At 37.3% G+C, this 20,888-nt stretch carries 26 protein-coding genes; 22 read left to right on the forward strand and 4 right to left on the reverse strand.

Annotated features, from left to right (window positions below; translation table 11 throughout):
- The first annotated feature begins 122 nt into the window (after positions 1 to 122).
- The 10 genes from ACH0CI_RS01470 (at position 123) to ACH0CI_RS01515 (ending at position 9,663) form a co-directional block, all read left to right on the forward strand.
- The gene (locus ACH0CI_RS01470) at positions 123 to 407 is read left to right on the forward strand and encodes a DUF1292 domain-containing protein (RefSeq protein WP_013059285.1); all 285 of its coding nucleotides are present in this window, start codon (positions 123 to 125) and stop codon (positions 405 to 407) included.
- 412 nt (positions 408 to 819) lie between these two features.
- The gene (gene mltG / locus ACH0CI_RS01475; protein WP_335707215.1) at positions 820 to 1,923 is read left to right on the forward strand and encodes an endolytic transglycosylase MltG; all 1,104 of its coding nucleotides are present in this window, start codon (positions 820 to 822) and stop codon (positions 1,921 to 1,923) included.
- Positions 1,924 to 2,104: 181 nt separating this feature from the next.
- Positions 2,105 to 2,761, forward strand: a complete 657-nt coding sequence (locus tag ACH0CI_RS01480; RefSeq protein ID WP_099331302.1) for an O-methyltransferase — start codon at positions 2,105 to 2,107, stop codon at positions 2,759 to 2,761.
- Positions 2,758 to 3,687 (forward strand): peptidase U32 family protein, encoded by a 930-nt coding sequence (locus ACH0CI_RS01485; RefSeq protein ID WP_028411677.1) that lies wholly within the window; start codon positions 2,758 to 2,760, stop codon positions 3,685 to 3,687. Before ACH0CI_RS01480 ends, ACH0CI_RS01485 begins: the two co-directional genes overlap by 4 nt.
- A 39-nt stretch (positions 3,688 to 3,726) precedes the next feature.
- A complete protein-coding gene (locus tag ACH0CI_RS01490; RefSeq protein ID WP_028411676.1) occupies positions 3,727 to 4,989 on the forward strand; it encodes a peptidase U32 family protein in 1,263 nt (420 codons plus the stop codon).
- Positions 4,990 to 4,996: 7 nt separating this feature from the next.
- Positions 4,997 to 5,632: a uridine kinase gene (gene udk, locus ACH0CI_RS01495; protein WP_071270532.1), complete on the forward strand. Its 636-nt coding sequence runs from the start codon at positions 4,997 to 4,999 to the stop codon at positions 5,630 to 5,632.
- A gap of 218 nt (positions 5,633 to 5,850) precedes the next feature.
- On the forward strand, positions 5,851 to 6,327 hold the full coding sequence (greA, locus tag ACH0CI_RS01500) for a transcription elongation factor GreA (protein ID WP_013059279.1): 477 nt from the start codon (positions 5,851 to 5,853) through the stop codon (positions 6,325 to 6,327).
- A gap of 124 nt (positions 6,328 to 6,451) precedes the next feature.
- Positions 6,452 to 7,012, forward strand: a complete 561-nt coding sequence (locus ACH0CI_RS01505; protein WP_372456109.1) for an isochorismatase family protein — start codon at positions 6,452 to 6,454, stop codon at positions 7,010 to 7,012.
- A 119-nt stretch (positions 7,013 to 7,131) separates the two neighbouring features.
- The gene (locus ACH0CI_RS01510; RefSeq protein WP_028411673.1) at positions 7,132 to 8,898 is read left to right on the forward strand and encodes a peptidoglycan D,D-transpeptidase FtsI family protein; all 1,767 of its coding nucleotides are present in this window, start codon (positions 7,132 to 7,134) and stop codon (positions 8,896 to 8,898) included.
- Positions 8,899 to 9,015: 117 nt separating this feature from the next.
- A complete protein-coding gene (locus ACH0CI_RS01515; RefSeq protein ID WP_328170663.1) occupies positions 9,016 to 9,663 on the forward strand; it encodes a YrrS family protein in 648 nt (215 codons plus the stop codon).
- 13 nt (positions 9,664 to 9,676) lie between these two features.
- On the opposite strand, the gene ACH0CI_RS01520 is transcribed toward ACH0CI_RS01515, so the two are convergent.
- Positions 9,677 to 9,892 carry a YrzA family protein gene (locus tag ACH0CI_RS01520; RefSeq protein WP_033579671.1) on the reverse strand — a complete coding sequence of 72 codons (216 nt, stop codon included), beginning with the start codon at positions 9,890 to 9,892 and terminating at the stop codon, positions 9,677 to 9,679.
- A 138-nt stretch (positions 9,893 to 10,030) separates the two neighbouring features.
- Between ACH0CI_RS01520 and ACH0CI_RS01525 the strand changes: the two genes are divergently transcribed.
- The 6 genes from ACH0CI_RS01525 (at position 10,031) to ACH0CI_RS01550 (ending at position 14,428) form a co-directional block, all read left to right on the forward strand.
- Complete coding sequence (locus ACH0CI_RS01525) at positions 10,031 to 10,672, forward strand: class I SAM-dependent methyltransferase (RefSeq protein WP_013059274.1); 642 nt, start codon at positions 10,031 to 10,033, stop codon at positions 10,670 to 10,672.
- A gap of 17 nt (positions 10,673 to 10,689) precedes the next feature.
- Entirely contained in the window at positions 10,690 to 11,385 is a 696-nt protein-coding gene (gene mtnN / locus ACH0CI_RS01530; protein WP_028411671.1) for a 5'-methylthioadenosine/S-adenosylhomocysteine nucleosidase, read from the forward strand.
- A gap of 143 nt (positions 11,386 to 11,528) precedes the next feature.
- Entirely contained in the window at positions 11,529 to 12,452 is a 924-nt protein-coding gene (locus ACH0CI_RS01535) for a PLP-dependent cysteine synthase family protein (protein WP_406900801.1), read from the forward strand.
- Position 12,453: 1 nt separating this feature from the next.
- Positions 12,454 to 13,587, forward strand: coding sequence for a bifunctional cystathionine gamma-lyase/homocysteine desulfhydrase (locus ACH0CI_RS01540; RefSeq protein WP_406900802.1), 1,134 nt, complete (start codon positions 12,454 to 12,456; stop codon positions 13,585 to 13,587).
- Positions 13,588 to 13,668: 81 nt separating this feature from the next.
- Positions 13,669 to 13,899, forward strand: a complete 231-nt coding sequence (locus ACH0CI_RS01545) for a YrhC family protein (RefSeq protein ID WP_028411668.1) — start codon at positions 13,669 to 13,671, stop codon at positions 13,897 to 13,899.
- A gap of 388 nt (positions 13,900 to 14,287) precedes the next feature.
- Positions 14,288 to 14,428: a YrzI family small protein gene (locus ACH0CI_RS01550; RefSeq protein ID WP_014458165.1), complete on the forward strand. Its 141-nt coding sequence runs from the start codon at positions 14,288 to 14,290 to the stop codon at positions 14,426 to 14,428.
- Between the two features lie 170 nt (positions 14,429 to 14,598).
- Here the strand turns inward: ACH0CI_RS01550 and sigK are convergent, their stop codons facing one another.
- The gene (gene sigK / locus ACH0CI_RS01555) at positions 14,599 to 15,327 is read right to left on the reverse strand and encodes an RNA polymerase sporulation sigma factor SigK (RefSeq protein ID WP_013059268.1); all 729 of its coding nucleotides are present in this window, start codon (positions 15,325 to 15,327) and stop codon (positions 14,599 to 14,601) included.
- Positions 15,328 to 15,543: 216 nt separating this feature from the next.
- Here sigK and ACH0CI_RS01560 point away from each other — a divergent pair, with 216 nt between their 5' ends.
- Positions 15,544 to 15,693 carry a hypothetical protein gene (locus ACH0CI_RS01560; protein WP_014458166.1) on the forward strand — a complete coding sequence of 50 codons (150 nt, stop codon included), beginning with the start codon at positions 15,544 to 15,546 and terminating at the stop codon, positions 15,691 to 15,693.
- A gap of 175 nt (positions 15,694 to 15,868) precedes the next feature.
- Here ACH0CI_RS01560 and pssA read toward each other — a convergent pair whose 3' ends face one another.
- Positions 15,869 to 16,408: a CDP-diacylglycerol--serine O-phosphatidyltransferase gene (pssA, locus tag ACH0CI_RS01565; RefSeq protein ID WP_013059266.1), complete on the reverse strand. Its 540-nt coding sequence runs from the start codon at positions 16,406 to 16,408 to the stop codon at positions 15,869 to 15,871.
- Positions 16,409 to 16,522: 114 nt separating this feature from the next.
- Here pssA and ACH0CI_RS01570 point away from each other — a divergent pair, with 114 nt between their 5' ends.
- Entirely contained in the window at positions 16,523 to 17,305 is a 783-nt protein-coding gene (locus tag ACH0CI_RS01570) for a phosphatidylserine decarboxylase (RefSeq protein WP_335707212.1), read from the forward strand.
- Positions 17,306 to 17,378: 73 nt separating this feature from the next.
- On the opposite strand, the gene ACH0CI_RS01575 is transcribed toward ACH0CI_RS01570, so the two are convergent.
- On the reverse strand, positions 17,379 to 17,519 hold the full coding sequence (locus tag ACH0CI_RS01575; RefSeq protein WP_013059264.1) for a sporulation histidine kinase inhibitor Sda: 141 nt from the start codon (positions 17,517 to 17,519) through the stop codon (positions 17,379 to 17,381).
- A gap of 549 nt (positions 17,520 to 18,068) precedes the next feature.
- Between ACH0CI_RS01575 and ACH0CI_RS01580 the strand changes: the two genes are divergently transcribed.
- The 4 genes from ACH0CI_RS01580 to yhbY are packed head-to-tail and all read left to right on the forward strand — an operon-like array spanning position 18,069 to position 20,868.
- Entirely contained in the window at positions 18,069 to 18,581 is a 513-nt protein-coding gene (locus ACH0CI_RS01580; RefSeq protein WP_013059263.1) for a YqeG family HAD IIIA-type phosphatase, read from the forward strand.
- Between the two features lie 3 nt (positions 18,582 to 18,584).
- Positions 18,585 to 19,691 (forward strand): ribosome biogenesis GTPase YqeH, encoded by a 1,107-nt coding sequence (yqeH, locus tag ACH0CI_RS01585; RefSeq protein WP_028411666.1) that lies wholly within the window; start codon positions 18,585 to 18,587, stop codon positions 19,689 to 19,691.
- Between the two features lie 19 nt (positions 19,692 to 19,710).
- Positions 19,711 to 20,550, forward strand: a complete 840-nt coding sequence (gene aroE / locus ACH0CI_RS01590) for a shikimate dehydrogenase (protein ID WP_099000501.1) — start codon at positions 19,711 to 19,713, stop codon at positions 20,548 to 20,550.
- A gap of 18 nt (positions 20,551 to 20,568) precedes the next feature.
- Positions 20,569 to 20,868 (forward strand): ribosome assembly RNA-binding protein YhbY, encoded by a 300-nt coding sequence (gene yhbY / locus ACH0CI_RS01595; RefSeq protein WP_013059260.1) that lies wholly within the window; start codon positions 20,569 to 20,571, stop codon positions 20,866 to 20,868.
- Positions 20,869 to 20,888: the final 20 nt, after the last annotated feature.

The following is a 20,888-nucleotide window of genomic DNA, read 5'->3' on the forward strand; positions in this document are numbered from 1 at the left end:
TTATAACTTTCCCTTTTACATATTCTTTCGTACGTAAAAGGGAAGTGAAATAACTGAACAGCTTGCTTTTCGCTGAAGAAAAAGTTAAGCTAAGAGCTTACAATATAAAATGAGGTGCAAACATGAGCGTAGAAGAAAATAAAATTACAATCGTCGATGAGAATGGAAATGAGCAGCTATGCGAAATTTTATTCACATTTGATTCTGATCAATATAACAAATCATATGTAATTTACTATCCAATCGGAGCAGACCAAGATGATGAAGAAGAAATTGAAATTCATGCATCTGCTTTCACACCAAGTGAAGACGGTCAAGACGGCGAGCTTCAACCGATTGAAACAGAAGAAGAGTGGGACATGGTTGAGGAAATGGTTAACACATTCCTTGACGAAGAAGGCGAATAATTATAGTGAAAAAGCTGATGACAATCGTTATCAGCTTTTTTTTACATAGCGGCCGCTCTTTTTAGATATAAAAAGGTTTTTCCTTGCATTCTTAGGGGAGATTGTATGATAATGACGAAAAATGAGATAAATTGTAGTATAATAATTCCTGCGTGTGAGAGTGCATTTTAATAAAAGAATTCATTGTTTGAACGGATGAAACTAGACTTTGGGCAGACAATAACATAAATCATGGAAAAAATTTAGGAGAGGCGATAGTTTAAGGAAGCGATACCATCTCACACCTATAGGAGATACGAATGAATCGCAATCTCATATATCCTCTCTGTTCATACTTACAAAAAATCAAGAAGAAAAGAGGTGAAACTGGTTGTATCTTCTTTTACAGAAGTAGATTTAACCAGGAAGCTGCTTGTCGCAACAAACATTTTTACCACCTAATCGTTCAAGGAAAAAACGAGTTATTTTTATTACAATTATCGTACTTCTTTTACTTGTTGGCGGTGCATTTTTCTATGCTCAATCCCGCTTAACACCCGTGGATCGAAACAGCAATAAAAAAGTAAATGTGACCATTCCACAAGGTTCTTCTGTTCAATCGATTGGGACGGTATTGAAAAAAGAAGATTTAATTAAAAGTAAAAGTGCCTTTCGCTATTACGTAAAATTAACCCATGTATCTGGATTTCAAGCTGGAACGTATTTATTTTCTCCTTCCATGAGCTTAGGGGAAATGGTTGAAAAAATGGAAAAAGGCGAGGTTTCAAAACAACCTGATATTCGTGTCACCATTCCAGAAGGACGCCAGCTTGTCGAAATTGCTGATATCATTGCTAAAAATACAAAGTTTACAAAAGACGAAGTCATGAAAAAGCTAGACGATAAGGCATTCATCAATAAAATGAAAGAAAAGTATCCAGATTTAGTAACGGATGAAGTGATGCAAAAAGATATTAAACATCCGCTAGAAGGTTATTTATATCCCGTTACGTATGATTTTTATGATAAAAATGTGTCGTTAGATGAAATATTGGATAAAATGGTAGGGAAAACAAATAATGTATTAGGTCAGTACAGTAGGCAAATGGAAAAGAAAAAATTCAGTGCACATAAATTGTTAACCATGTCTTCTCTAATTGAAGAGGAAGCGACTGCGAAAGTCGACCGAGAAAAAATTGCCAGCGTCTTTTATAATCGCCTTGAAAAAAACATGCCTCTTCAAACGGATCCAACCGTATTATATGCCTTAGGAGAGCATAAAGACCGGGTGTTCTATAAGCATTTAGAAGTGGACTCTCCTTACAATACGTATAAAGTAAAGGGGTTGCCTCCAGGACCAATTGCCAGCTCTGGATTGATGTCAATCAAAGCTGCGTTACATCCAGCCAATACAGATTATTTATACTTCTTGGCTACACCTGAAGGAAAAGTTATTTTTACCAAAACGTTAGAAGAACATAACAAAGAAAAAGCCAAGCATATTACAGGTAAAGAAAAGCAAAATACCGAAAAATAATTGGAAATTTAAAATTGGGGAATCGCGATACTTCGCATTCCCCATCTTTTATGTTAAAATATATCGGGTTTACGTAAAAACGAAAAAAACTTATAATAGACTAGTTGTCTTACTATTTTGCAGTAATGAAACGTTATGAAAACATAATGTAAAATGTACTTCTGAGAACGGAGGAAGTGTTTTGCTTTTACAAAACGTAGAGCAGTATGTGGAAAAGCTTATTCCTAAGCGCCAGGAGCTTATTGAAGAAATGGAAGCTTATGCAAAAGAACATCACGTTCCGATTATGGAACTGATTGGTGTTGAAACGCTATTGCAAATTCTTCGTCTTCATCAGCCAAAACATATATTAGAAATTGGAACAGCGATTGCATATTCGTCTATTCGAATCACCCATGCGCTTCCAGAGGCACGAGTGGTTACGGTAGAACGAAATGAAGAGCGTTACCAAAAAGCGCAAGAGTTTATTGAACGGGCGGGAAAACAAGATAAAATTGTGTCGTTGTTTGGAGATGCACTTGAGCTTAGAGATGAAATTGAACGTCATGGTCCTTATGATGCAGTCTTTATCGATGCAGCTAAAGGTCAGTATCAGCGTTTTTTCGAACATTATGAGCCGATGCTATCTTCTAAAGGAATGATTATTTCGGATAACGTACTATTTAAAGGTCACGTAGCGACCGATTTGGCGGAAGTAGAAACACGTCGACGCCGCAGCTTAATTAAAAAAATTCAGGCATACAATACGTGGCTGATGAATCATCCCGATTATTATACAACTATTCTCCCTATTGGAGACGGAATCGCGATTAGTATTAAAAGAGGTGACCAAGAATGAAAAAACCAGAACTATTAGTGACACCAACTGCAGTTTCGGAAATCGAATCATTACTACAAGCTGGAGCAACAGCTATTATGGTTGGTGAACAGCGCTACGGTTTGCGTTTAGCAGGTGAATTCAAACGTGAAGATATCGTAGAAGCTGTAAATATTGCTCATCAGCATGATGCAAAAGTCTACGTAGCGATGAACGGATTATTTCACAATGATAAAATCGCCGAATTAAATGAATATATTTTATTTTTAAAAGAAGCAAGCGTGGATGCGATTGTATTTGGAGATCCGGCTGTATTAATGGCAGTGCGTGAAACAGCTCCAGAAATGAAGATGCACTGGAGTACTGAAACAACGGGAACAAACTGGTATTCATGTAACTACTGGGGCCGCAAAGGAGCTAAGCGTGCAGTTCTTGCTCGTGAGCTAAGCATGGATAGCATCATTGATATCAAAGAAAAAGCCGAAGTAGAAATTGAAGTTCAGGTGCATGGCATGACGTGTATGTTCCAATCGAAACGTTCACTTCTTGGCAACTACTTTGAGTATCAAGGAAAAGTCATGGAAATTGAAAATCGTAAAGTAGAAAAAGATATGTTTTTACTTGATAATGAGCGAAACAATAAGTATCCAATTTTCGAAGATGAAAATGGAACGCACATTATGAGTCCAAATGATATGTGCATTATCGATGAGCTTTCCGAAATGATTGACGCTGAAGTAGATGTATTTAAAATTGACGGCGTATTAAAGTCACCGCAATATATTTTAGAAGTAACAAAAAAATATCGTCAAGCGATTGATTTATGTGTAGATGACCGTGAAGAATACGAAAACGTTAAAGACGATTTGTTAGAAGAAATTGAAAGCTTGCAGCCAATTAACCGCCCGTTAGACACAGGGTTTTTCTTTAAAGAAACGGTATATTAAAAAGCATGCAAAGAAAGATAAACAAAGGAGGTACAAACGATGGCTGTTCAAATCGATACTGTAGTAGAAGGTAAACGAGTTATTACTAAAAAGCCTGAGTTGTTAGCTCCAGCCGGTAACCTTGAAAAATTAAAAGTTGCCGTACACTATGGAGCAGATGCTGTGTTTATCGGAGGAAAAGAGTTTGGCCTTCGTTCAAATGCAGATAACTTTACATTTGAAGAAATGGCAGAAGGTGTTCAGTTTGCAAACAAATACGGCGCACGTATTTATGTTACAACAAACATTTTTGCTCACAATGAAAATATGGACGGACTTGAAGATTATTTAATGGGATTAGAGCGCGCTGGCGTTTCTGGAATCATCGTAGCTGATCCGTTAATTATCGAAACCTGTCGACGCGTTGCACCTAAGCTTGAAGTACACTTAAGTACGCAGCAATCACTTTCAAACTGGAAAGCCGTTCAATTCTGGAAAGAAGAAGGATTAGAACGTGTTGTACTTGCTCGTGAAACGGGTGCTGAAGAAATGCGCGAAATGAAAGAAAAAGTGGATATTGAAATTGAAGCTTTTATTCACGGAGCGATGTGTATTGCTTATTCAGGCCGCTGCGTGCTAAGTAACCACATGACAGCGCGTGATTCAAACCGCGGAGGCTGCTGTCAATCATGCCGTTGGGACTATGATTTATTTAAAGTAGAAGACGGTAAAACGGAAACGCCTTTATTTGATGAGCAAGACGATCCGTTTGCAATGAGTCCAAAAGATTTAAATTTAATTCAATCTATCCCTCAAATGATTGAGCTGGGTATTGATAGCTTGAAAATTGAAGGACGTATGAAGTCGATCCACTATATTGCAACAGTGGTGAGCGTATATCGCAAAGTGATTGACGCATACTGTGCAGATCCTGAGAATTTTGTGATTCAAAAAGAATGGCTTGATGAGCTAGACAAATGTGCGAACCGCGATACGGCTCCCGCCTTTTTTGAAGGGGTTCCTGGAGTGGATGAACAAATGTTTGGCGTACACGGCAAGAAAACAAAATTTGATTTTGCTGGTTTAGTATTGAATTATGATGAAGAAACAAGCATCGTGACATTGCAACAGCGTAACTATTTTAAACCGGGAGAAGAAGTGGAATTTTTTGGTCCGGAAATTAAAAACTTTACGCAAAAAATAGATAAAATTTGGGACGAAGATGGCAATGAACTAGATGCTGCGCGTCATCCGCTGCAAATTGTGAAATTTAAAGTGGACCAACCTCTATTTTCATATAACATGATGCGAAAGGGGATTTAAATATAAAATGGGGAAAAAGCCCGTTGTAATCGGTATCGCTGGTGGATCCGGTTCTGGTAAAACAACTGTAACCAAAGCTATTTATGAGTATTTTAAAGGGCATTCTATTATGCTTCTTGAGCAAGACTATTATTATAAAGATCAAAGCGATGTACCGTTTGAACAGCGTTTGCAAACAAATTACGATCATCCTCTAGCATTTGATAATGATTTGCTGATTGAACACTTGCAAAACTTATTAAATTATGAGAGCATTGACAAACCGGTATATGATTACGCAATTCATACGCGCTCTGAGAAGGTCATTACAGAAGAACCAAAAGATGTTATTATCTTAGAAGGTATTCTTGTACTAGAAGATCAGCGATTGCGTAATTTAATGGATATCAAGCTATATGTAGATACAGATGCGGATCTTCGTATCATTCGTCGTATGCTTCGTGATATTAAAGAACGAGAGCGTACGCTTGAGTCAGTTGTTGATCAATACGTATCTGTCGTTCGCCCGATGCATAATCAGTTTGTTGAACCGACAAAACGTTATGCAGATATTATCATTCCTGAAGGCGGTCAAAATCACGTAGCGATTGACTTGATGGTCACTAAAATTCAAACAATTCTTGAACAAAATGCCATTTTATAATAACATAGCATAGATGCAGGAATTTTTTTGAAGACAATGCAGACATATTCTGCTAACTAAACACAAACATTATAAAGAATAGAGAAACGAGCAGCTTCTATTTTGAAGCTGTCATTTCTCTATTAACTGATTTTTCCACAGAGTGGAAAATTTTTTGTACATACAGAAATCGACTGTATACACTAGAGATTTTGAGTTCAAGAAGGAGTGAAGGGATTATGGCACAAGAAAAAGTATTTCCAATGACAGAAGAAGGAAAGCTAAAGCTAGAGCAAGAGCTAGAATATTTAAAAACAGTAAAACGTAAAGAAGTTGTAGAGCGTATCAAGATCGCCCGCAGTTTTGGAGATTTATCGGAGAACTCTGAGTACGATTCTGCAAAAGACGAGCAGGCTTTCGTGGAAGGACGTATTACAACGCTTGAGAATATGATTCGCAATGCGAAAATTATTGAAGAAGATGTAGAAAATTCTTCTATCGTATCATTAGGTAAATCTGTAACATTTGTAGAGTTGCCAGATGGTGACGAAGAAACGTATACAATTGTAGGTAGTGCAGAAGCAGATCCATTTGAAGGGAAAATTTCAAATGATTCACCAATTGCTAAAAGTCTAATGGGCAAACAAATTGGAGATCAAGTAACTGTTCAAACTCCTGGTGGAGATATGTCAGTGAAAATTGTATCTGTTAAGTAAAACATATGGTTGGAAGCGTTCTACTGAATGCTCGTAAGTAAAAAAGCTGACACGCGTCAGCTTTTTTTATATGATTTAAAAAAACGGAGAGAATAGAAAAGATATGTAGGAAAGGAAAGGAAAGATGAAGATGAAAGATATCGATTTTACTAAAACAGCGCTTGTTTTAATTGATTTACAAAAAGGGATTGTTCCAATTGGAGGAGACGAAATCGTAGAAAAATCTGTTCAGCTTGTGAATCGTTTCCGCGAACAAAATGGATTTATTAGCTTTGTACGAGTAGATTTTCAAGATGGAAAAGATGCGTTGACGCCAGAAACGGATCAAAAGCCATCTGCTCCTCAAGAAAGACCTGCAGACTGGGCAGAATTCGATCCAAGACTTAATGTTCAAGAGACTGATTACATTGTGACAAAACGTCAGTGGGGAGCCTTTTTTGGGACAGATTTAGACCTTCAGCTTCGCCGAAGAGGAATTGATACAATTGTCCTTTGCGGAATTGCAACAAATATTGGTGTGGAAAGCACAGCTCGTGAAGCATTTCAGTATGGATATAACCAAATTTTTATCACGGATGCCATGGCGACATTTACAAAAGAAGAGCATGAAGCCACTCTTTCTTACATCTTTCCGAAAATAGGAAAGCTACGAACAACTCAACAATTTTTAACGGAAAATGAATAATAAAAACTTGCTGAATCAGCAAGTTTTTTTATGGAATGAAAAAAAGAATGAATATTTCTTAAGATAATGGTTTTAAAAGTAATGGCAACGTCGACACTTGTAAAGAGTGAGGTGTAGTCATGAAAATAATTCACAAGCGAATTTATATTACTCTTATTTTTATTTTATTATTAATTAGTGGACTGGGAGCACGGCTTGTTCAACTCCAGCTTGTCAGCACAGAATCTTTTACTGATAAAAATATTAACTTAATTGAAGGAAGCGTAAAACAGCGTACGCAGGAAATGGTGGTAGACGACGGGCGAGGGAAATTTGAAGATAAAAATGGACAGTCTTTAACATCTATCACGCATAATCGCTTAGTCCTGTTTCCATTTTTAGAAAAAATGAAGTGGCCCGTTCAGCAAGTAAGCGAAATTGTGGGAATGCAACCACAGGAATTAACGAACAGACTAGCGAATGCTAAAACACCGGTTGTTATTACAAAAGAATTATCCCATGCACAAGTCGAAAAAATAAATGCATTAAAGGTACCTGGCGTGTTTGGAATTCCTCTAAAAGATGAGCGTCCAGTTCCTCTTGCTGAACATTTAATCGGACTAGAAGCACAAAGCAAACAAATAATTGAAGAGAAGTACAGTGATAAATTGAAAAATGGAGCTATTAAATCAACTACGCCTGTAGGTATCTCAGGGATGCAGAGGGCTTTTGACGAGTTTTTGCTGCCTGAACAAGAGTCTAAGCTCCTTTATCATGTTGATCGACTAGGTGGGCCTATGTTTGGCATCGATGTAAAATATACGGGCACAGCTAACCCTTATTATCCAGTCAGTGTGCGTACGACGCTTGATTTGTCTGCTCAGGAGCTAGTGGAGAATACATTGAATCATTATAAGTTAAAAGACGGAGGAGCCGTCTTAATTGATATAAAAAACAATAAAGTAATTGCGATGGCCAGCAGGCCTTCAATTAATAAGAAAGATCCATTTAAAAAGCAAAACGGTTCAGACAGCGTAGAAAATCGTTTGCTGACGCCGCAAACTCCTGGATCTATATTTAAAACCGTAACAGCAGCTGCAGCGCTTGAACAAAATAAAATTCAGCCTTCTTTTACCTATAACTGCGATAAAAGTATTTATGGCAATAATGTAGAAGAAGATCATCAAAAAGGGCAGCTGACGTTTGAAGAAAGCTTTGCGCAAAGTTGTAATGCAACGTTTGCCCAGCTAGCAAAAGAAATGATAATATCTAATCCGGATATCATTGAACAATATGCTGATAAGTTAGGGCTTCTTCAGCCTGTAGGATGGACGGGTGATGTGTTTCACTTTGAACATTTTAAGCAGTTTTTAGGAGAAAAATCGGGAAGAGTTTGGACAAATGATAGAGAAAAAAAAGTACCAAATGCTGTAGCGCAAACAGCAATTGGACAGCTTGACGTAAAAGTGACTCCGCTTGCAGTAGCAAATATGATGGCGACAATTGCACGGGGAGGAGAAAAGAAGCAGGTAAAAGCGGTAGATGCACTGGACTATAAAAACAATACGTCACTGTATACGTTTAAAGAGCATGAGCTAAAAGGAGATACGATTAATGAAGCCACAGCTGCTTCTATGCAGCAGCTTTTAAAAGGCGTCGTACAGAGCGAAAAAGGAACAGGAAGAAGATTTCAAACGCTTCCTTATGAAGTGGCAGGAAAGTCAGGAACTGCTGAAATCAATGTGAAGGCCGATATCGTCAATAAATGGTTTGCGGGTTACTTTCCGGCAGATGATCCAAAATACGCAATGGTAGTAGTGGATTTAAATACAAAAAGTGCGATATCTCCCACAAACAGCGTATTTTATGATATTGTTAAAGGGATGTATGACTTAAATACACGTTAAAACAAGAAGAATTTGTAAAAAATATTACAAATATACTTCAAATAAATTTTGATGCTTCATGTATAAGAAAACACATGTTAGAATAAAGCATTATAAAAGTTGGAGGAAATTGTAGCAATGAATAACAATCGTTCTTCAAGACACGAAAACAAAGAAAAAAAAGTAAACCGATTATATAATCTGTTAATTGCTGTCGTAGCGGTTTTAATTGTATTTGTCGGTGGTACGATGATTCTTGGAAACAAGGATAAATCGGATAACCAAGCGGAAACAACTCAAAACAATCCGCAAACAAATGACCAAAAAACGGACAAGACGGCTAAAAAAGACGATGATTCTTCGAAAGATGATCAAGCAACAGAGGATCAAGCAACGGACGATCAAAGCTCTGAAGATGATCAAGCAACAGATGAAGAATCAAACGACTCAGATTCACAGGCTGAAGTAGAGAAAAATCCAGAGCCTGGCGTGGCAGAACGCAAGGTAGATCCTTCATGGGATTCAGTAGGTACATCACAAGATGCTCCTGCAGCAACATATAAAAAAGGATCAACGGATTGGAACGAAATGCTAAAAGCTGTAGGCGAAGGGTCAGGCATTAGCCCAAGCAATATGACCGTATGGCGTCTAGGTAATAACGGTGGCGTAGGTAAAGCCGTAGCTACGGTTAGTCCTAAAGGCAACTCATCAACAAAATACCGCGTTCAAATTGAATGGGTAGATGGAGAAGGCTGGAAGCCCGCAGTAGTGGATAAGCTTCAATAAAAAAAGCAGCGCGCTAGCGCTGCTTTTTTATTTTGAAATGAACAACTGCAGAGTACAGTTTTTTACCTTGTTCATAGTCCACAGACATTTGATGAGATACGCTATGTACCTCAAGTAAAATCGCCTTATTTTGATCAATTTTTTCAGCAATTTGTTTTTCAAGCATTTTAACATCAGGCGCTTCAAAAAATTCTATTTTATCTTCAATCATTTCAAATTCAAAATTCATCTTACGGCCTCCTTACCTCATTACTATAGTATAGCAAATAGAAAGTTAAAAGCTTAAAATATTTGTAAATGAAGAACAAACGATGACTAAAAACATACTATATCCATAAGAATTATTAGTTATGAGGAGGCGTTTTTTATGGGGCTAGAGTTTTTAGATATCTTTGAAAAGTGGGCGAATGAGTATGATGCATCGGTAAGCGGGAAAGATGAACAGTATAGAGAAGTGTTTCGCAATTATAATGAAATCTTAGAATATGTAGCAGACCGTTCAATAGGGCATGTGATAGAATTTGGAACAGGCACTGGAAACTTAACAAAAAAACTTTTAGAAAAAGAACTTACGGTAGTAGGAATTGAGCCGTCAGTGCCAATGAGACAATTGGCACACCAGAAATTAGGAGCAGATGTTTTAGTCACACCGGGAGACTTTTTACAGTTTGATACATCGTTGTTTCCAGCAGAGAGCTTAGTTAGTACGTATGCATTTCATCATTTAACAGATAAAGAAAAAGAAGAAGCTGTGATAAACTATGGAAAGTTACTTCAAACCGGTGGTAAAATAGTGTTTGCCGATACAATGTTTGAAACAGCGGATTCATTTGCTGATACCATTGTTCAGGCAAAACAAAAAGGGTATACGCAACTAGCAGAAGATCTAGAGAGGGAATACTATACAACGATCCCTGTCTTAAAGCAAATCTTTGAAAGCAATGGTTTTCACATAACCTTTACACAATTTAATCACTTTGTGTGGGTATTGGAGGCAACGAAACAATAGTAGAAAGAGGTTTTAAAATGAAAGTAGCAATCATTGGAGCAATGGAAGAAGAAGTGACGATTTTACGCGATAAAATTGAGAATCGTCAAGAAACAGTAATCGCAGGATGTGAATACTCAACAGGAACAATCAGCGGCGTGGAGGTTGTATTATTAAAATCAGGTATTGGAAAAGTAAATGCGGCGTTATCTACAGCCATCTTACTAGAGAAGTTCAAACCTGATTACGTTATTAACACAGGATCAGCAGGCGGTTTCCATCCAGAGTTAAACGTAGGGGACGCGGTTATTTCAACAGAAGTTCGTCATCATGATGTAGATGTAACGGTATTCAACTATGAATACGGTCAAGTGCCAAACTTGCCTGCAGCTTTTAAAGCAGATGAAAAACTAGTTCGCCTTGCTGAAGAAAGCGCTCTTGAAGTAACGGATATGAAAATTGTAAAAGGATTAATTGCTACAGGAGATTCGTTCATGAACGATCCTGTGCGCGTAGAGTTTGTTCGCTCTAAGTTTCCAGACCTTTATGCAGCTGAAATGGAAGCAGCGGCTGTTGCTCAAGTATGCTATCAATTTGGCGTACCGTTTGTTATTCTTCGTGCTCTTTCTGACATCGCCGGCAAAGAATCAAATGTTTCTTTTGAGCAATTTTTAGAAAAAGCAGCTGTTAATTCAACGAAATTAGTATTGAATTTTATCACAAAATTAAAATAAGCTGTTCATAAAATATAGAGTTTGTTTTCGTCTACACTCTGCATCGTTTGTCATAACATGGGGTGTAGACTATATTTTTATCTTAATTCCTACTTTATTTATAGGTTAAGTTATATTATTTCGATAGCGAGGTGTTCAAGATTATGAAGGTAGTCAAAAACGTTCATGAATTGATTGGAAACACACCTATGATTGAGATTAAACAATTTGATTTACCTAGGGAAATCAGGATATTTGCCAAGCTGGAATATGTTAATCCAGGAGGAAGTGTAAAAGATCGTTTAGGAAAAGAACTGCTGCAAGAAGCTCTTGGCTCTGGAAGACTGAAGCGAGGCGGAACGCTGGTTGAGCCTACTGCTGGGAATACGGGGATCGGGCTGGCTTTAGCTGCTCTTCAGTACGAAATAAACGTCATACTATGTGTTCCAGAAAAATTCAGTATTGAAAAACAGCAGCTTATGAAGGCTTTGGGGGCAACGGTGGTTCAAACGCCTACTGAAGCTGGTATGAAAGGTGCTATAAACAAAGCTCAAGAGCTGCTGCGTGAAATCCCTGGTTCTTATTGTCCTCAACAGTTTGCTAATCCGGCCAACCCTATGACTTATTATAAAACCTTAGGGCCAGAAATATATGAACAGCTTGATGGAAAAGTTGACGTGTTTGTAGCTGGAGCAGGTACAGGGGGGACATTTATGGGTACAGCGAAATTTTTGAAAGAAAAAAATCCTTCTCTAAAAACAGTCATCGTGGAGCCAGAAGGTTCAATTTTAAACGGGGGGAAATCCGGTCCTCACTTAACTGAAGGAATTGGAATGGAGTTCATCCCTGATTATATGGAGCGGTCTTATTTTAATGCTATTCATACTGTTGAAGATGTTTATGCTTTTCAAAGAGTGAAAGAGCTGGCTTTAAAAGAGGGGTTACTAGTAGGTAGCTCTTCAGGAGCAGCCTTTGAAGCAGCCCTGATCGAAGCAAAAAATGCAGAAAAAGGGGCTCATATCGTCACGATTTTTCCGGATAGCAGTGAACGGTACTTAAGTAAAAATATTTACAGTGGAGGAAGATAAGATGAAACGTAAAACACAGTTGATTCATGGTGGAATTGTTGGCGATGAACAGACGGGTGCTGTCTCTGTTCCTATTTATCAAGTGAGTACTTATAAACAAGAGGGAGCGGGAAAACATACGGGATATGAGTATTCGAGAACCGGTAACCCTACACGTCATGCCCTAGAAGAACTTATCAAAGAAATTGAAGGAGGATATGCTGGGTTTGCGTTTGGATCTGGTATGGCCGCTACTACTGCCGTGTTCATGCTGTTTAACAGCGGAGATCATGTGTTAATTACAGATGACGTATACGGAGGAACGTATCGAGTGATCACAAAGGTACTAAGCCGTATCGGCATTGAGGCTACTTTTATTGATACAAGCGATATCCAAAATATCGAGAAAGAAATTCTCCCTAACACAAAAGCCATTTTTATTGAAACTCCAACGAATCCTCTTCTAAAAATTACTGACTTGCAGCATGCTTCTTCAGTAGCTAAACAACACCATTTACTTACCATCGTTGACAACACATTCAGTACGCCGTATTGGCAAAATCCTATCGAAAAAGGCGCAGATATTGTTCTGCACAGTGCAACTAAGTATTTAGGGGGACACAGTGACGTTGTAGCAGGGCTAGCAGTGGTGAATTCACCTAAATTAGCTGAAGACCTTCATTTTATCCAAAATGCGACTGGAGGCATTTTAGGACCTCAGGATTCTTGGCTTTTAATGAGAGGGATTAAAACATTAGGAATACGAATGGAAGAACACGAATTCAACACGGGGAAAATAGTAGAATTTTTACTTGCCCATCCTGCTGTGGCAAAAGTATATTATCCAGGATTAAAAACCCACCCAAACCACCTCATTGCTAAAAAGCAAGCAAGAGGTTTTGGGGGAATGGTTTCGTTTGATGTGGGAAGCGAAGAGAAAGCGGAAGAAGTACTGAGCAAAGTGAAGTATTTTACATTAGCAGAAAGTTTAGGAGCCATCGAAAGCCTCATTTCCATTCCTTCTAAAATGACTCATGCTTCTATACCGAGCGACCGACGTAAAGAGCTAGGAATTACAGATGGATTAATTCGTATTTCTGTAGGTCTTGAAGATGTAGAAGATTTAATTGAAGACTTAGAAAGAGCATTGGAATAAAGGTGGTAAAAATAGGATTTTTATAGACCTATAGATCTATGATAGAGTAGAGTTATAACATTCTACTGAGAAGGTGATTGTATGAAAGCTCAACACATCAAAGCAAAAATTGAAGATTACAGCCGCTTTATTTACGTCCTTCTAGCCGTAAGTACATTCTTGTATATTGGTGTTATGATTGGCCAAGGTGAAAAAAGTGATATGCAGCTTGGAATAATGGAAGCGATCGTTATTCTTTTTACCGCCCTTGCTTTTTATTTTAGTTATCAAACTAAAAAACTAAAAAAAGAATTAATGAAAGAAAAAGAATAATAGATACAAAAAGGCGATGATCCATCGTCTTTTTTTATGAGGGTTAAAAAAATAAAAAAATTCCCTATTTTTCAAAAAAACAGTTTACTTTTTATAAGTTCGTGGATATAATTACCATTGTAAGGAAAATACTTTATTAAAAGGAGGTCGAGTCATATGTTAAGACGTTTATCAGGTATGGATCATTCAGTTTGGGCTATGTTCAAAAATCGTCTATATATGTATACTATTCGGCCGTGTTCCTGTATCAAGTAACTTTCTTACCTTGATCGTTAAAACACGTTAATTCACCACAGGTGCGAATAGTAGCCCTGTGGTTTTTATTGTCTTTCAGCCACAGGATGCTTATGCATAACTGTGGTTTTTTTTGTATAAGGAGGTGATTGGAATGACACTGAATATTTTCTTTTTAACTATTACCATAAAGTCCCGTCAATACTCAGAGGAAGAAATTAAGCATGAACAGTATGTAAGACAATTAGAAGAAGAAATAAAAGACCGCAAGTATGAATTTTATCGTCATTTCTAATTTAAATAGTGGAAAGGAGTGGATGAATGATGATTAATCAAAAAGGATATATCGTTGTATGGCTGCTTGTGGAGAAAGATTCCACCTAAATGACTAGTAGGGGGAGTAATGATGTGTTTGCTGCGGATTATCATTTGGAAATTATTTTAAAAAAAGAGCGGAAAGAAGGATTAATTCTCCTTCTTTCCGCTCTTTTTTTTCTCTTTTTCGGCTCTGTAAAATTCGTGAAACATTTTCATCAGCGCTCGCTTTTCAATTCGCGAAACATAACTTCTTGAAATATTTAACTCCTTTGCAATTTCTCGCTGGGTTTTTTCATCCTGCAAATCCAAACCGAAGCGGCCAACAATTACTTCTTTTTCTCGATCATCGAGGATATCGATGTATTCTTTTATTTTTTCTAATTCCATATTTAGTTGAATCATATCAATTACATCGTCTGATTCTGATTTTAATACATCAATCAAACTGATTTCATTTCCTTCTTTATCCTGGCCAATTGGATCATGCAGCGACACATCTTTTTTTGTTTTTTTGAGCGCTCGCAAGTGCATCAATATTTCATTTTCAATACAGCGTGCGGCATAAGTAGCTAATTTTGTTCCTTTTCCTTGCGAATAACTTTCGATTGCTTTAATTAAACCGATTGTCCCAATTGAAATTAAATCTTCCGCATCCTCTCCCGTGTTTTCAAACTTTTTAACAATATGCGCAACGAGTCGGAGATTGTGTTCAATAAGAAGGTTTCGCGCTTCTTGATCTCCTTGTTCCATTAAAGATAAATATCTCTTTTCTTCAGCAGCAGACAAGGGTTGAGGAAACGCATTGTTTTTTACGTAGGAAACAAGGAAAACCAATTCTTTAAAGAAATAGCCTAGTGCGGTAAATAATGCAGACATCTCTTCACCTCCATAAGGGGATATCAACCTGTGAGAGACTAACATTACACTATATGTAAAAAGAAGGATGTCTTTGCCTGTACGTTTAAAATTCCCCCCAGGGACAAGAGAGTTTGAAAAAGTCCACAGATTTTTCTTTAGAGATAGTTACCAGCCTATACAGAGAAAAAGTATGTACATACGCTAGTAGTAGTTCATAGTGTAAGGAGGGAGAGTATGTACGGTTACGGAGGCTGCTGTTATCCTAATTATCCAGCTTACCCATGCGGAGGAGGGTTCGGCTGGGGACTTGGATTGTTGATTGTTCTATTTGTTCTGTTATTAATTTTCGGAAGCTTCTATTGGTTTTTTAGCTGCTGGTGTTAAAAAAAACTCATGCATGTGCATGAGTTTTTTTAGATGACATATCCTACCGAATAGAACCATTCATTTTTAAGAATTCTTAAGGAATTTTCGCTTTGTTTCTTAAAGAAGATGATTTATTCTATAATTAAGAAAAGAAGCAAGATGATAATATTCCTTTGTAAAAGTAAATGGAGCTCTATACTTTTTTTAGCTTGAACGTACTAATCATCAAGCAAGCGAGTACGATAATTAAAAACATATAAAAGTGTGAAGGCAAATAAGGGACGCCCAAGTAGCTAAGAGTTAATAAACAACCTGCTGCGGTAATAGGGAGCCCTGTAAAATACCCAGTATTTTCTGTGATGTTAAAGCGGGCAAGACGAAGTGCTCCGCAAGCAATGTAACAGATGGTAACAATTGAACCTGCAGCACCAAAGTGAGATAAAATACTTTGATAAAGTAGTAGAGCTGGAGCGATGCCAAATGATATAATATCGCACATGGAGTCCAGTTGTTTTCCAAGTTCAGATTCAATTTGCAGCTTTCTGGCTACCATGCCGTCGAATCGGTCTGCTAACGCTGCTAAAAAAATTAGTAATAAACTTAAGTTCAATTCATTTTTCATGACAAATAAAATAGCAAAGCTTCCTAAACTTAAATTAACAATCGTTAAGGAGTTTGCCGCTTGGGATCTCAGCTTTTTAATTGTATGATCTAGATAGTCTAATAAAAACAATTTCCTCACTCCTTTAAAGGATGGAATGAACTAAAGGTAAAAATAATGGTAATTTCATTGTAGACGCAAACCTTATTCTAGTAAAGAACTATTCAGTATGTGGAGGTAAAATTATTGTTGCAGCACCTGTATCGAACGTTTATTGAGCTTACGAATCACCAGGGATCATCGAAGCTCATTCGAAAATTCACTTTCTCTAAATGGAGTCGGTTTATTATACCCTCCTATACAAAAGTTTTTAAAGTAAATAAAGAAGAAATGGACAAGCCTCTGCATCATTATCAAAACTTACACGAGCTATTTATTCGTCGTTTGAAGCCTTCTGCCCGTCCGGTCGATCAGCAGAAAGACAGCGTTGTCAGTCCTGTAGATGCAAAGATAGAAGCATATGGAGTCATTACGCCTCAAAAAGAAATGATTGTAAAAAACAAACCTTATTCTATACAGGAAATGGTTTCAAATGATCTCATTCTTGAAAAATATATAGAAGGACAGTTTATCATCCTCTATCTTAGTCCAAAAGACTATCATCGCATTCACAGTCCTCTTAAAGCACAAGTAGGGAATACGTGGACCGTTGGACAAAAGTCTTATCCAGTAAATTCATTAGGAATCAAGTATGGGAAAGAACCGCTTGTGAAAAATTTCCGGAAGCTCACGGAGTTAACATTTGAAAATGGTCACATGCTGATGGTAAAAGTAGGAGCCATGTTTATAAACAGCATTGAAGCGGTTTCTAAAAAAGAAGTAGTCGAAAAAGGGGAAGAAATGGCTTACTTCACGTTTGGCTCGACTGTCATTTTATTATTTGAGAAGAACTTAATCACTTTTGATTCTAACGTCCACTCAGGTTCTTACGTAAAATGTGGAGAACCAATTGCTCATTTGAAAAAATAGAGCCTATATAATAAAAGAGTAGATAGATAAATGAAGATGCAGCTTTCTTTTATTAAGAAGGCTCTTTTATTCGTTAAGAAGGAATTTGTATGCTAATCTTTAATGATCTTCTTTCAATTTCCTCTTCAATTAATTTTATAAAATCAGGGCTTAATTGCAGTTCGGTTGCTTTGCTGTATGACTCAATAAGCAGCTCATCTGATAATTTTCTCATAAGATTGCCGCCACCTCCTACTAAAATAAATATCCTAAAAAGTTATATTTAAATGCTAATAAATTCCTTATTTATAATCTAACATGAATCAAATAAAGGAACAATCGTTCTGTTATCCACAGCTTTCGGTGGATAAAATGTGGGTATGTTGTTTATAATTACCATTAATTGCTGAACTATAACAGAGGATAATGTGTATAACCTTATCCACATAGTTGGGGTTATCATTTTTTGTCGAAAACTTTTAACAGAATTTGTTTACCACTTACCCTATTTGATAAGTAATAAACGTTTTCTGCACTATTTTTTATTTTAAGTTTGCAGTGGGTAAATATATCGTAAGCTCACGAACAAATGGAGGTTTACTGCCTTTTGTCAATAACTTTCTGTATAAAGTTAAAGCATTCACAAGGCATATCCTTTATACTAAGAAAAGACCTGTTTTTGAAGAGAATAAAATTTTAGGTTGGAAAATAACAAGAAGTCGTTATAATGATAGACGGCGTTAATTTTAGTATGTAACTATATATTCGAGGTGCATGATACGTGTTGAAACTTTTTTTACCAAATGAACATGTGAAAAACGTGTTTCAAATTAAGCCAGACGATTTGAAAGAGCGCGGGATAAAAGGAATTATTACCGACTTAGATAACACGTTGGTGGAATGGGATCGCCCTGATGCCACTCCGGAATTAATTGAGTGGTTTCAGTTAATGAAAGATAGTGGAATTAAAATTACGATTGTATCGAATAATGTGGAGAAACGAGTCAAGCTGTTTTCAGATCCAGTTGGACTTCCATTTGTATATAAAGCACGCAAACCGATGCGTAAAGCATTTAGAAGAGCTCTTCGTGATATGGAGCTGCAAAAAGATGAGGTTGTGGTCATTGGCGACCAGCTTTTAACGGATGTATTAGGAGGAAATCGCCTAGGCGTATATACGGTTTTGGTTGTACCAGTTGCGCAAACAGATGGATTTGTAACGAAATTTAACCGTAAAATGGAACGAAGAATTTTAGGTTGGATGAAACGAAAAGGTATGATTAACTGGGAGGATTAAAACGTGAGTGAAGAAAAAATACAGTGCGTAGGATGCGGAGTGGAGATTCAAACAGAACGACCGAATGAACTTGGCTACGCTCCAAAATCAGCATTAGAAAAAGAAGCTATTATTTGCCAGCGATGCTTTCGCTTGAAGCATTATAATGAAGTACAAGATGTTTCCTTAACAGACGATGATTTTTTAAAAATCTTAAATGGAATTGGTCAAACGGACGGTTTGGTTGTAAAAGTTGTAGATATCTTTGACTTTAACGGCAGCTGGTTACCTGGTTTGCATCGATTTGTTGGAAATAATAAGGTTCTTTTAGTGGGAAATAAAGCAGATTTATTGCCCAAGTCTATAAAGAAAAATAAACTAATTCATTGGATGAAGCGAGAAGCGAAAGAGCTTGGCCTAAAATCAGTGGATGTGTTCCTCATGAGCGCGCAAAAAGGACAAGGAATTCGAGAAATTGCCGAAGCCATTGAACATTATCGCGAAGGTAAAGATGTATATGTTGTTGGATGTACAAACGTTGGTAAATCGACATTTATTAATGCCATTATTAAAGAAGTAACGGGAGAAAAAGATATTATTACTACGTCTCAATATCCGGGCACAACGCTTGATATGATTGATATCCCGCTTGATAACGGCGCGTCTTTATATGATACGCCTGGCATTATTAATCATCATCAAATGGCTCACTATGTAGATAAACGAGACTTAAAGTTAATTTCTCCTAAAAAAGAAATAAAGCCGAAGGTTTATCAGCTAAACGAAGGGCAAACGTTATACTTTGGAGGACTGGCGCGCTTAGATTATGTACAGGGAGGCCGCAAGTCGTTAACATGTTATGTATCGAATGATTTGCATATCCATCGTACAAAGCTTGAAAAAGCAGATGAGTTGTATGAAAAGCAAGCAGGTGAACTGCTTCAGCCGCCGCGCCCAGAGCAAATGAGTGAGTTTCCTGAACTTGTTGCACATGAATTTACAATCAAAAATGAAAAGACGGATATTGTTTTTTCAGGGCTTGGCTGGGTGACGGTTAATGAGTCAGGTTCAAAAGTTGTGGCGCATGCACCAAAAGGAGTCGGCGTATTTGTGCGCGATTCTTTAATTTAAACAAAAAGGGGAAAAAATCTTGAGTACATTATATGGGCTAGTTGGTTATCCGCTTGGGCATTCACTATCGCCATTGATGCAAAATGATGCCTTTAAACGTCTGAACATGGATGCGCATTATGAGGCTTTTCCAATTGAACCTGTTCATTTTGAGTCAGCTATTGGAGAGCTAAAAGATAAAAACATTCAAGGATTTAATGTCACGATTCCGTATAAAGTTGATATTATGAATCATTTGGATGAAGTCGATTCATTAGCAAAGGCAATTGGCGCTGTAAATACAGTTGTTAATCAAGATGGCCGTTATATTGGATACAATACCGACGGAGAGGGGTATGTGACTTCTTTACTCAAAGCAGTAGAAGGCGGCTTATCCCAAAAAAGAATTTTAATTATTGGAGCTGGAGGAGCTGCGAAAGCTATTTTTTATACAATTGCAGCTCAGCACGCTCCCGATGTAATTGCGATATGCAATCGTACCGTCGAAAAAGCAGCTGTACTAGCTAACGAGCTGCCTTTTTCGACGAAAACGGCGGCGATGTCTATTTCTGATGCGGAAAAACAACTAGATACATTCGATATTATTATTAATACCACTTCGGTGGGGATGTATCCTAACGTTGATGAGCTGCCTTTAGCACTTACTTTATTGCAAAAAGAAGCGGTAGTCAGCGATATTATTTACAACCCTTTAAAAACAAAGCTTTTGAAAGAGGCTGAAGCAAAAGGGGCAGGCACTCATAACGGTGTTGGTATGTTTGTACTGCAAGGTGCACTTGCATTTGAAAAATGGACGAAGGTCCGTCCTGACGAAGAGGCAATGGAACACATTGTTCTTTCAACACTAACTAAGAGATAAGATACAACGGAGGTTTTTATGTTAACAGGCAAACAAAAACGTTTTTTACGTTCAAAAGCACATCATTTAAATCCAATTTTCCAAGTAGGAAAAGGTGGAGTCAATGAAAATATGATTGGTCAAATTGCTGATGCATTAGAAGCAAGAGAATTATTAAAAGTAAGCATTCTGCAAAACTGTGACGAAGATCGTGACACGGTTGCTGCTCGATTAACAAAAGGAACAAAAGCAGAGCTTGTACAAGTAATTGGAAATACAATTGTGTTATATAAAGAATCACGTGAAAATAAGCAGTTAATGCTTCCAAAAGTGAAATGAAATAGAGCGGGGAAACCCGC

Origin of the sequence: Priestia sp. 179-F W1.4 NHS, from assembly GCF_045369295.1 — a bacterium.
Classification (GTDB): domain Bacteria; phylum Bacillota; class Bacilli; order Bacillales; family Bacillaceae_H; genus Priestia; species Priestia zanthoxyli.

Bases quoted from the DNA above. Each gene is read 5' to 3' on its own strand.
- ACH0CI_RS01470 (WP_013059285.1), top strand. From the start codon at position 123: ATGAGCGTAGAAGAAAATAAAATTACAATCGTCGATGAGAATGGAAAT.
- ACH0CI_RS01485 (WP_028411677.1), top strand. From the start codon at position 2,758: ATGAAAAAACCAGAACTATTAGTGACACCAACTGCAGTTTCGGAAATC.
- ACH0CI_RS01490 (WP_028411676.1), top strand. From the start codon at position 3,727: ATGGCTGTTCAAATCGATACTGTAGTAGAAGGTAAACGAGTTATTACT.
- udk (WP_071270532.1), top strand. From the start codon at position 4,997: ATGGGGAAAAAGCCCGTTGTAATCGGTATCGCTGGTGGATCCGGTTCT.
- greA (WP_013059279.1), top strand. From the start codon at position 5,851: ATGGCACAAGAAAAAGTATTTCCAATGACAGAAGAAGGAAAGCTAAAG.
- ACH0CI_RS01505 (WP_372456109.1), top strand. From the start codon at position 6,452: ATGAAGATGAAAGATATCGATTTTACTAAAACAGCGCTTGTTTTAATT.
- ACH0CI_RS01510 (WP_028411673.1), top strand. From the start codon at position 7,132: ATGAAAATAATTCACAAGCGAATTTATATTACTCTTATTTTTATTTTA.
- ACH0CI_RS01515 (WP_328170663.1), top strand. From the start codon at position 9,016: ATGAATAACAATCGTTCTTCAAGACACGAAAACAAAGAAAAAAAAGTA.
- ACH0CI_RS01520 (WP_033579671.1), bottom strand. From the start codon at position 9,892: ATGAATTTTGAATTTGAAATGATTGAAGATAAAATAGAATTTTTTGAA.
- ACH0CI_RS01525 (WP_013059274.1), top strand. From the start codon at position 10,031: ATGGGGCTAGAGTTTTTAGATATCTTTGAAAAGTGGGCGAATGAGTAT.
- mtnN (WP_028411671.1), top strand. From the start codon at position 10,690: ATGAAAGTAGCAATCATTGGAGCAATGGAAGAAGAAGTGACGATTTTA.
- ACH0CI_RS01535 (WP_406900801.1), top strand. From the start codon at position 11,529: ATGAAGGTAGTCAAAAACGTTCATGAATTGATTGGAAACACACCTATG.
- ACH0CI_RS01540 (WP_406900802.1), top strand. From the start codon at position 12,454: ATGAAACGTAAAACACAGTTGATTCATGGTGGAATTGTTGGCGATGAA.
- ACH0CI_RS01545 (WP_028411668.1), top strand. From the start codon at position 13,669: ATGAAAGCTCAACACATCAAAGCAAAAATTGAAGATTACAGCCGCTTT.
- ACH0CI_RS01550 (WP_014458165.1), top strand. From the start codon at position 14,288: ATGACACTGAATATTTTCTTTTTAACTATTACCATAAAGTCCCGTCAA.
- sigK (WP_013059268.1), bottom strand. From the start codon at position 15,327: ATGTCTGCATTATTTACCGCACTAGGCTATTTCTTTAAAGAATTGGTT.
- ACH0CI_RS01560 (WP_014458166.1), top strand. From the start codon at position 15,544: ATGTACGGTTACGGAGGCTGCTGTTATCCTAATTATCCAGCTTACCCA.
- ACH0CI_RS01575 (WP_013059264.1), bottom strand. From the start codon at position 17,519: ATGAGAAAATTATCAGATGAGCTGCTTATTGAGTCATACAGCAAAGCA.
- yhbY (WP_013059260.1), top strand. From the start codon at position 20,569: ATGTTAACAGGCAAACAAAAACGTTTTTTACGTTCAAAAGCACATCAT.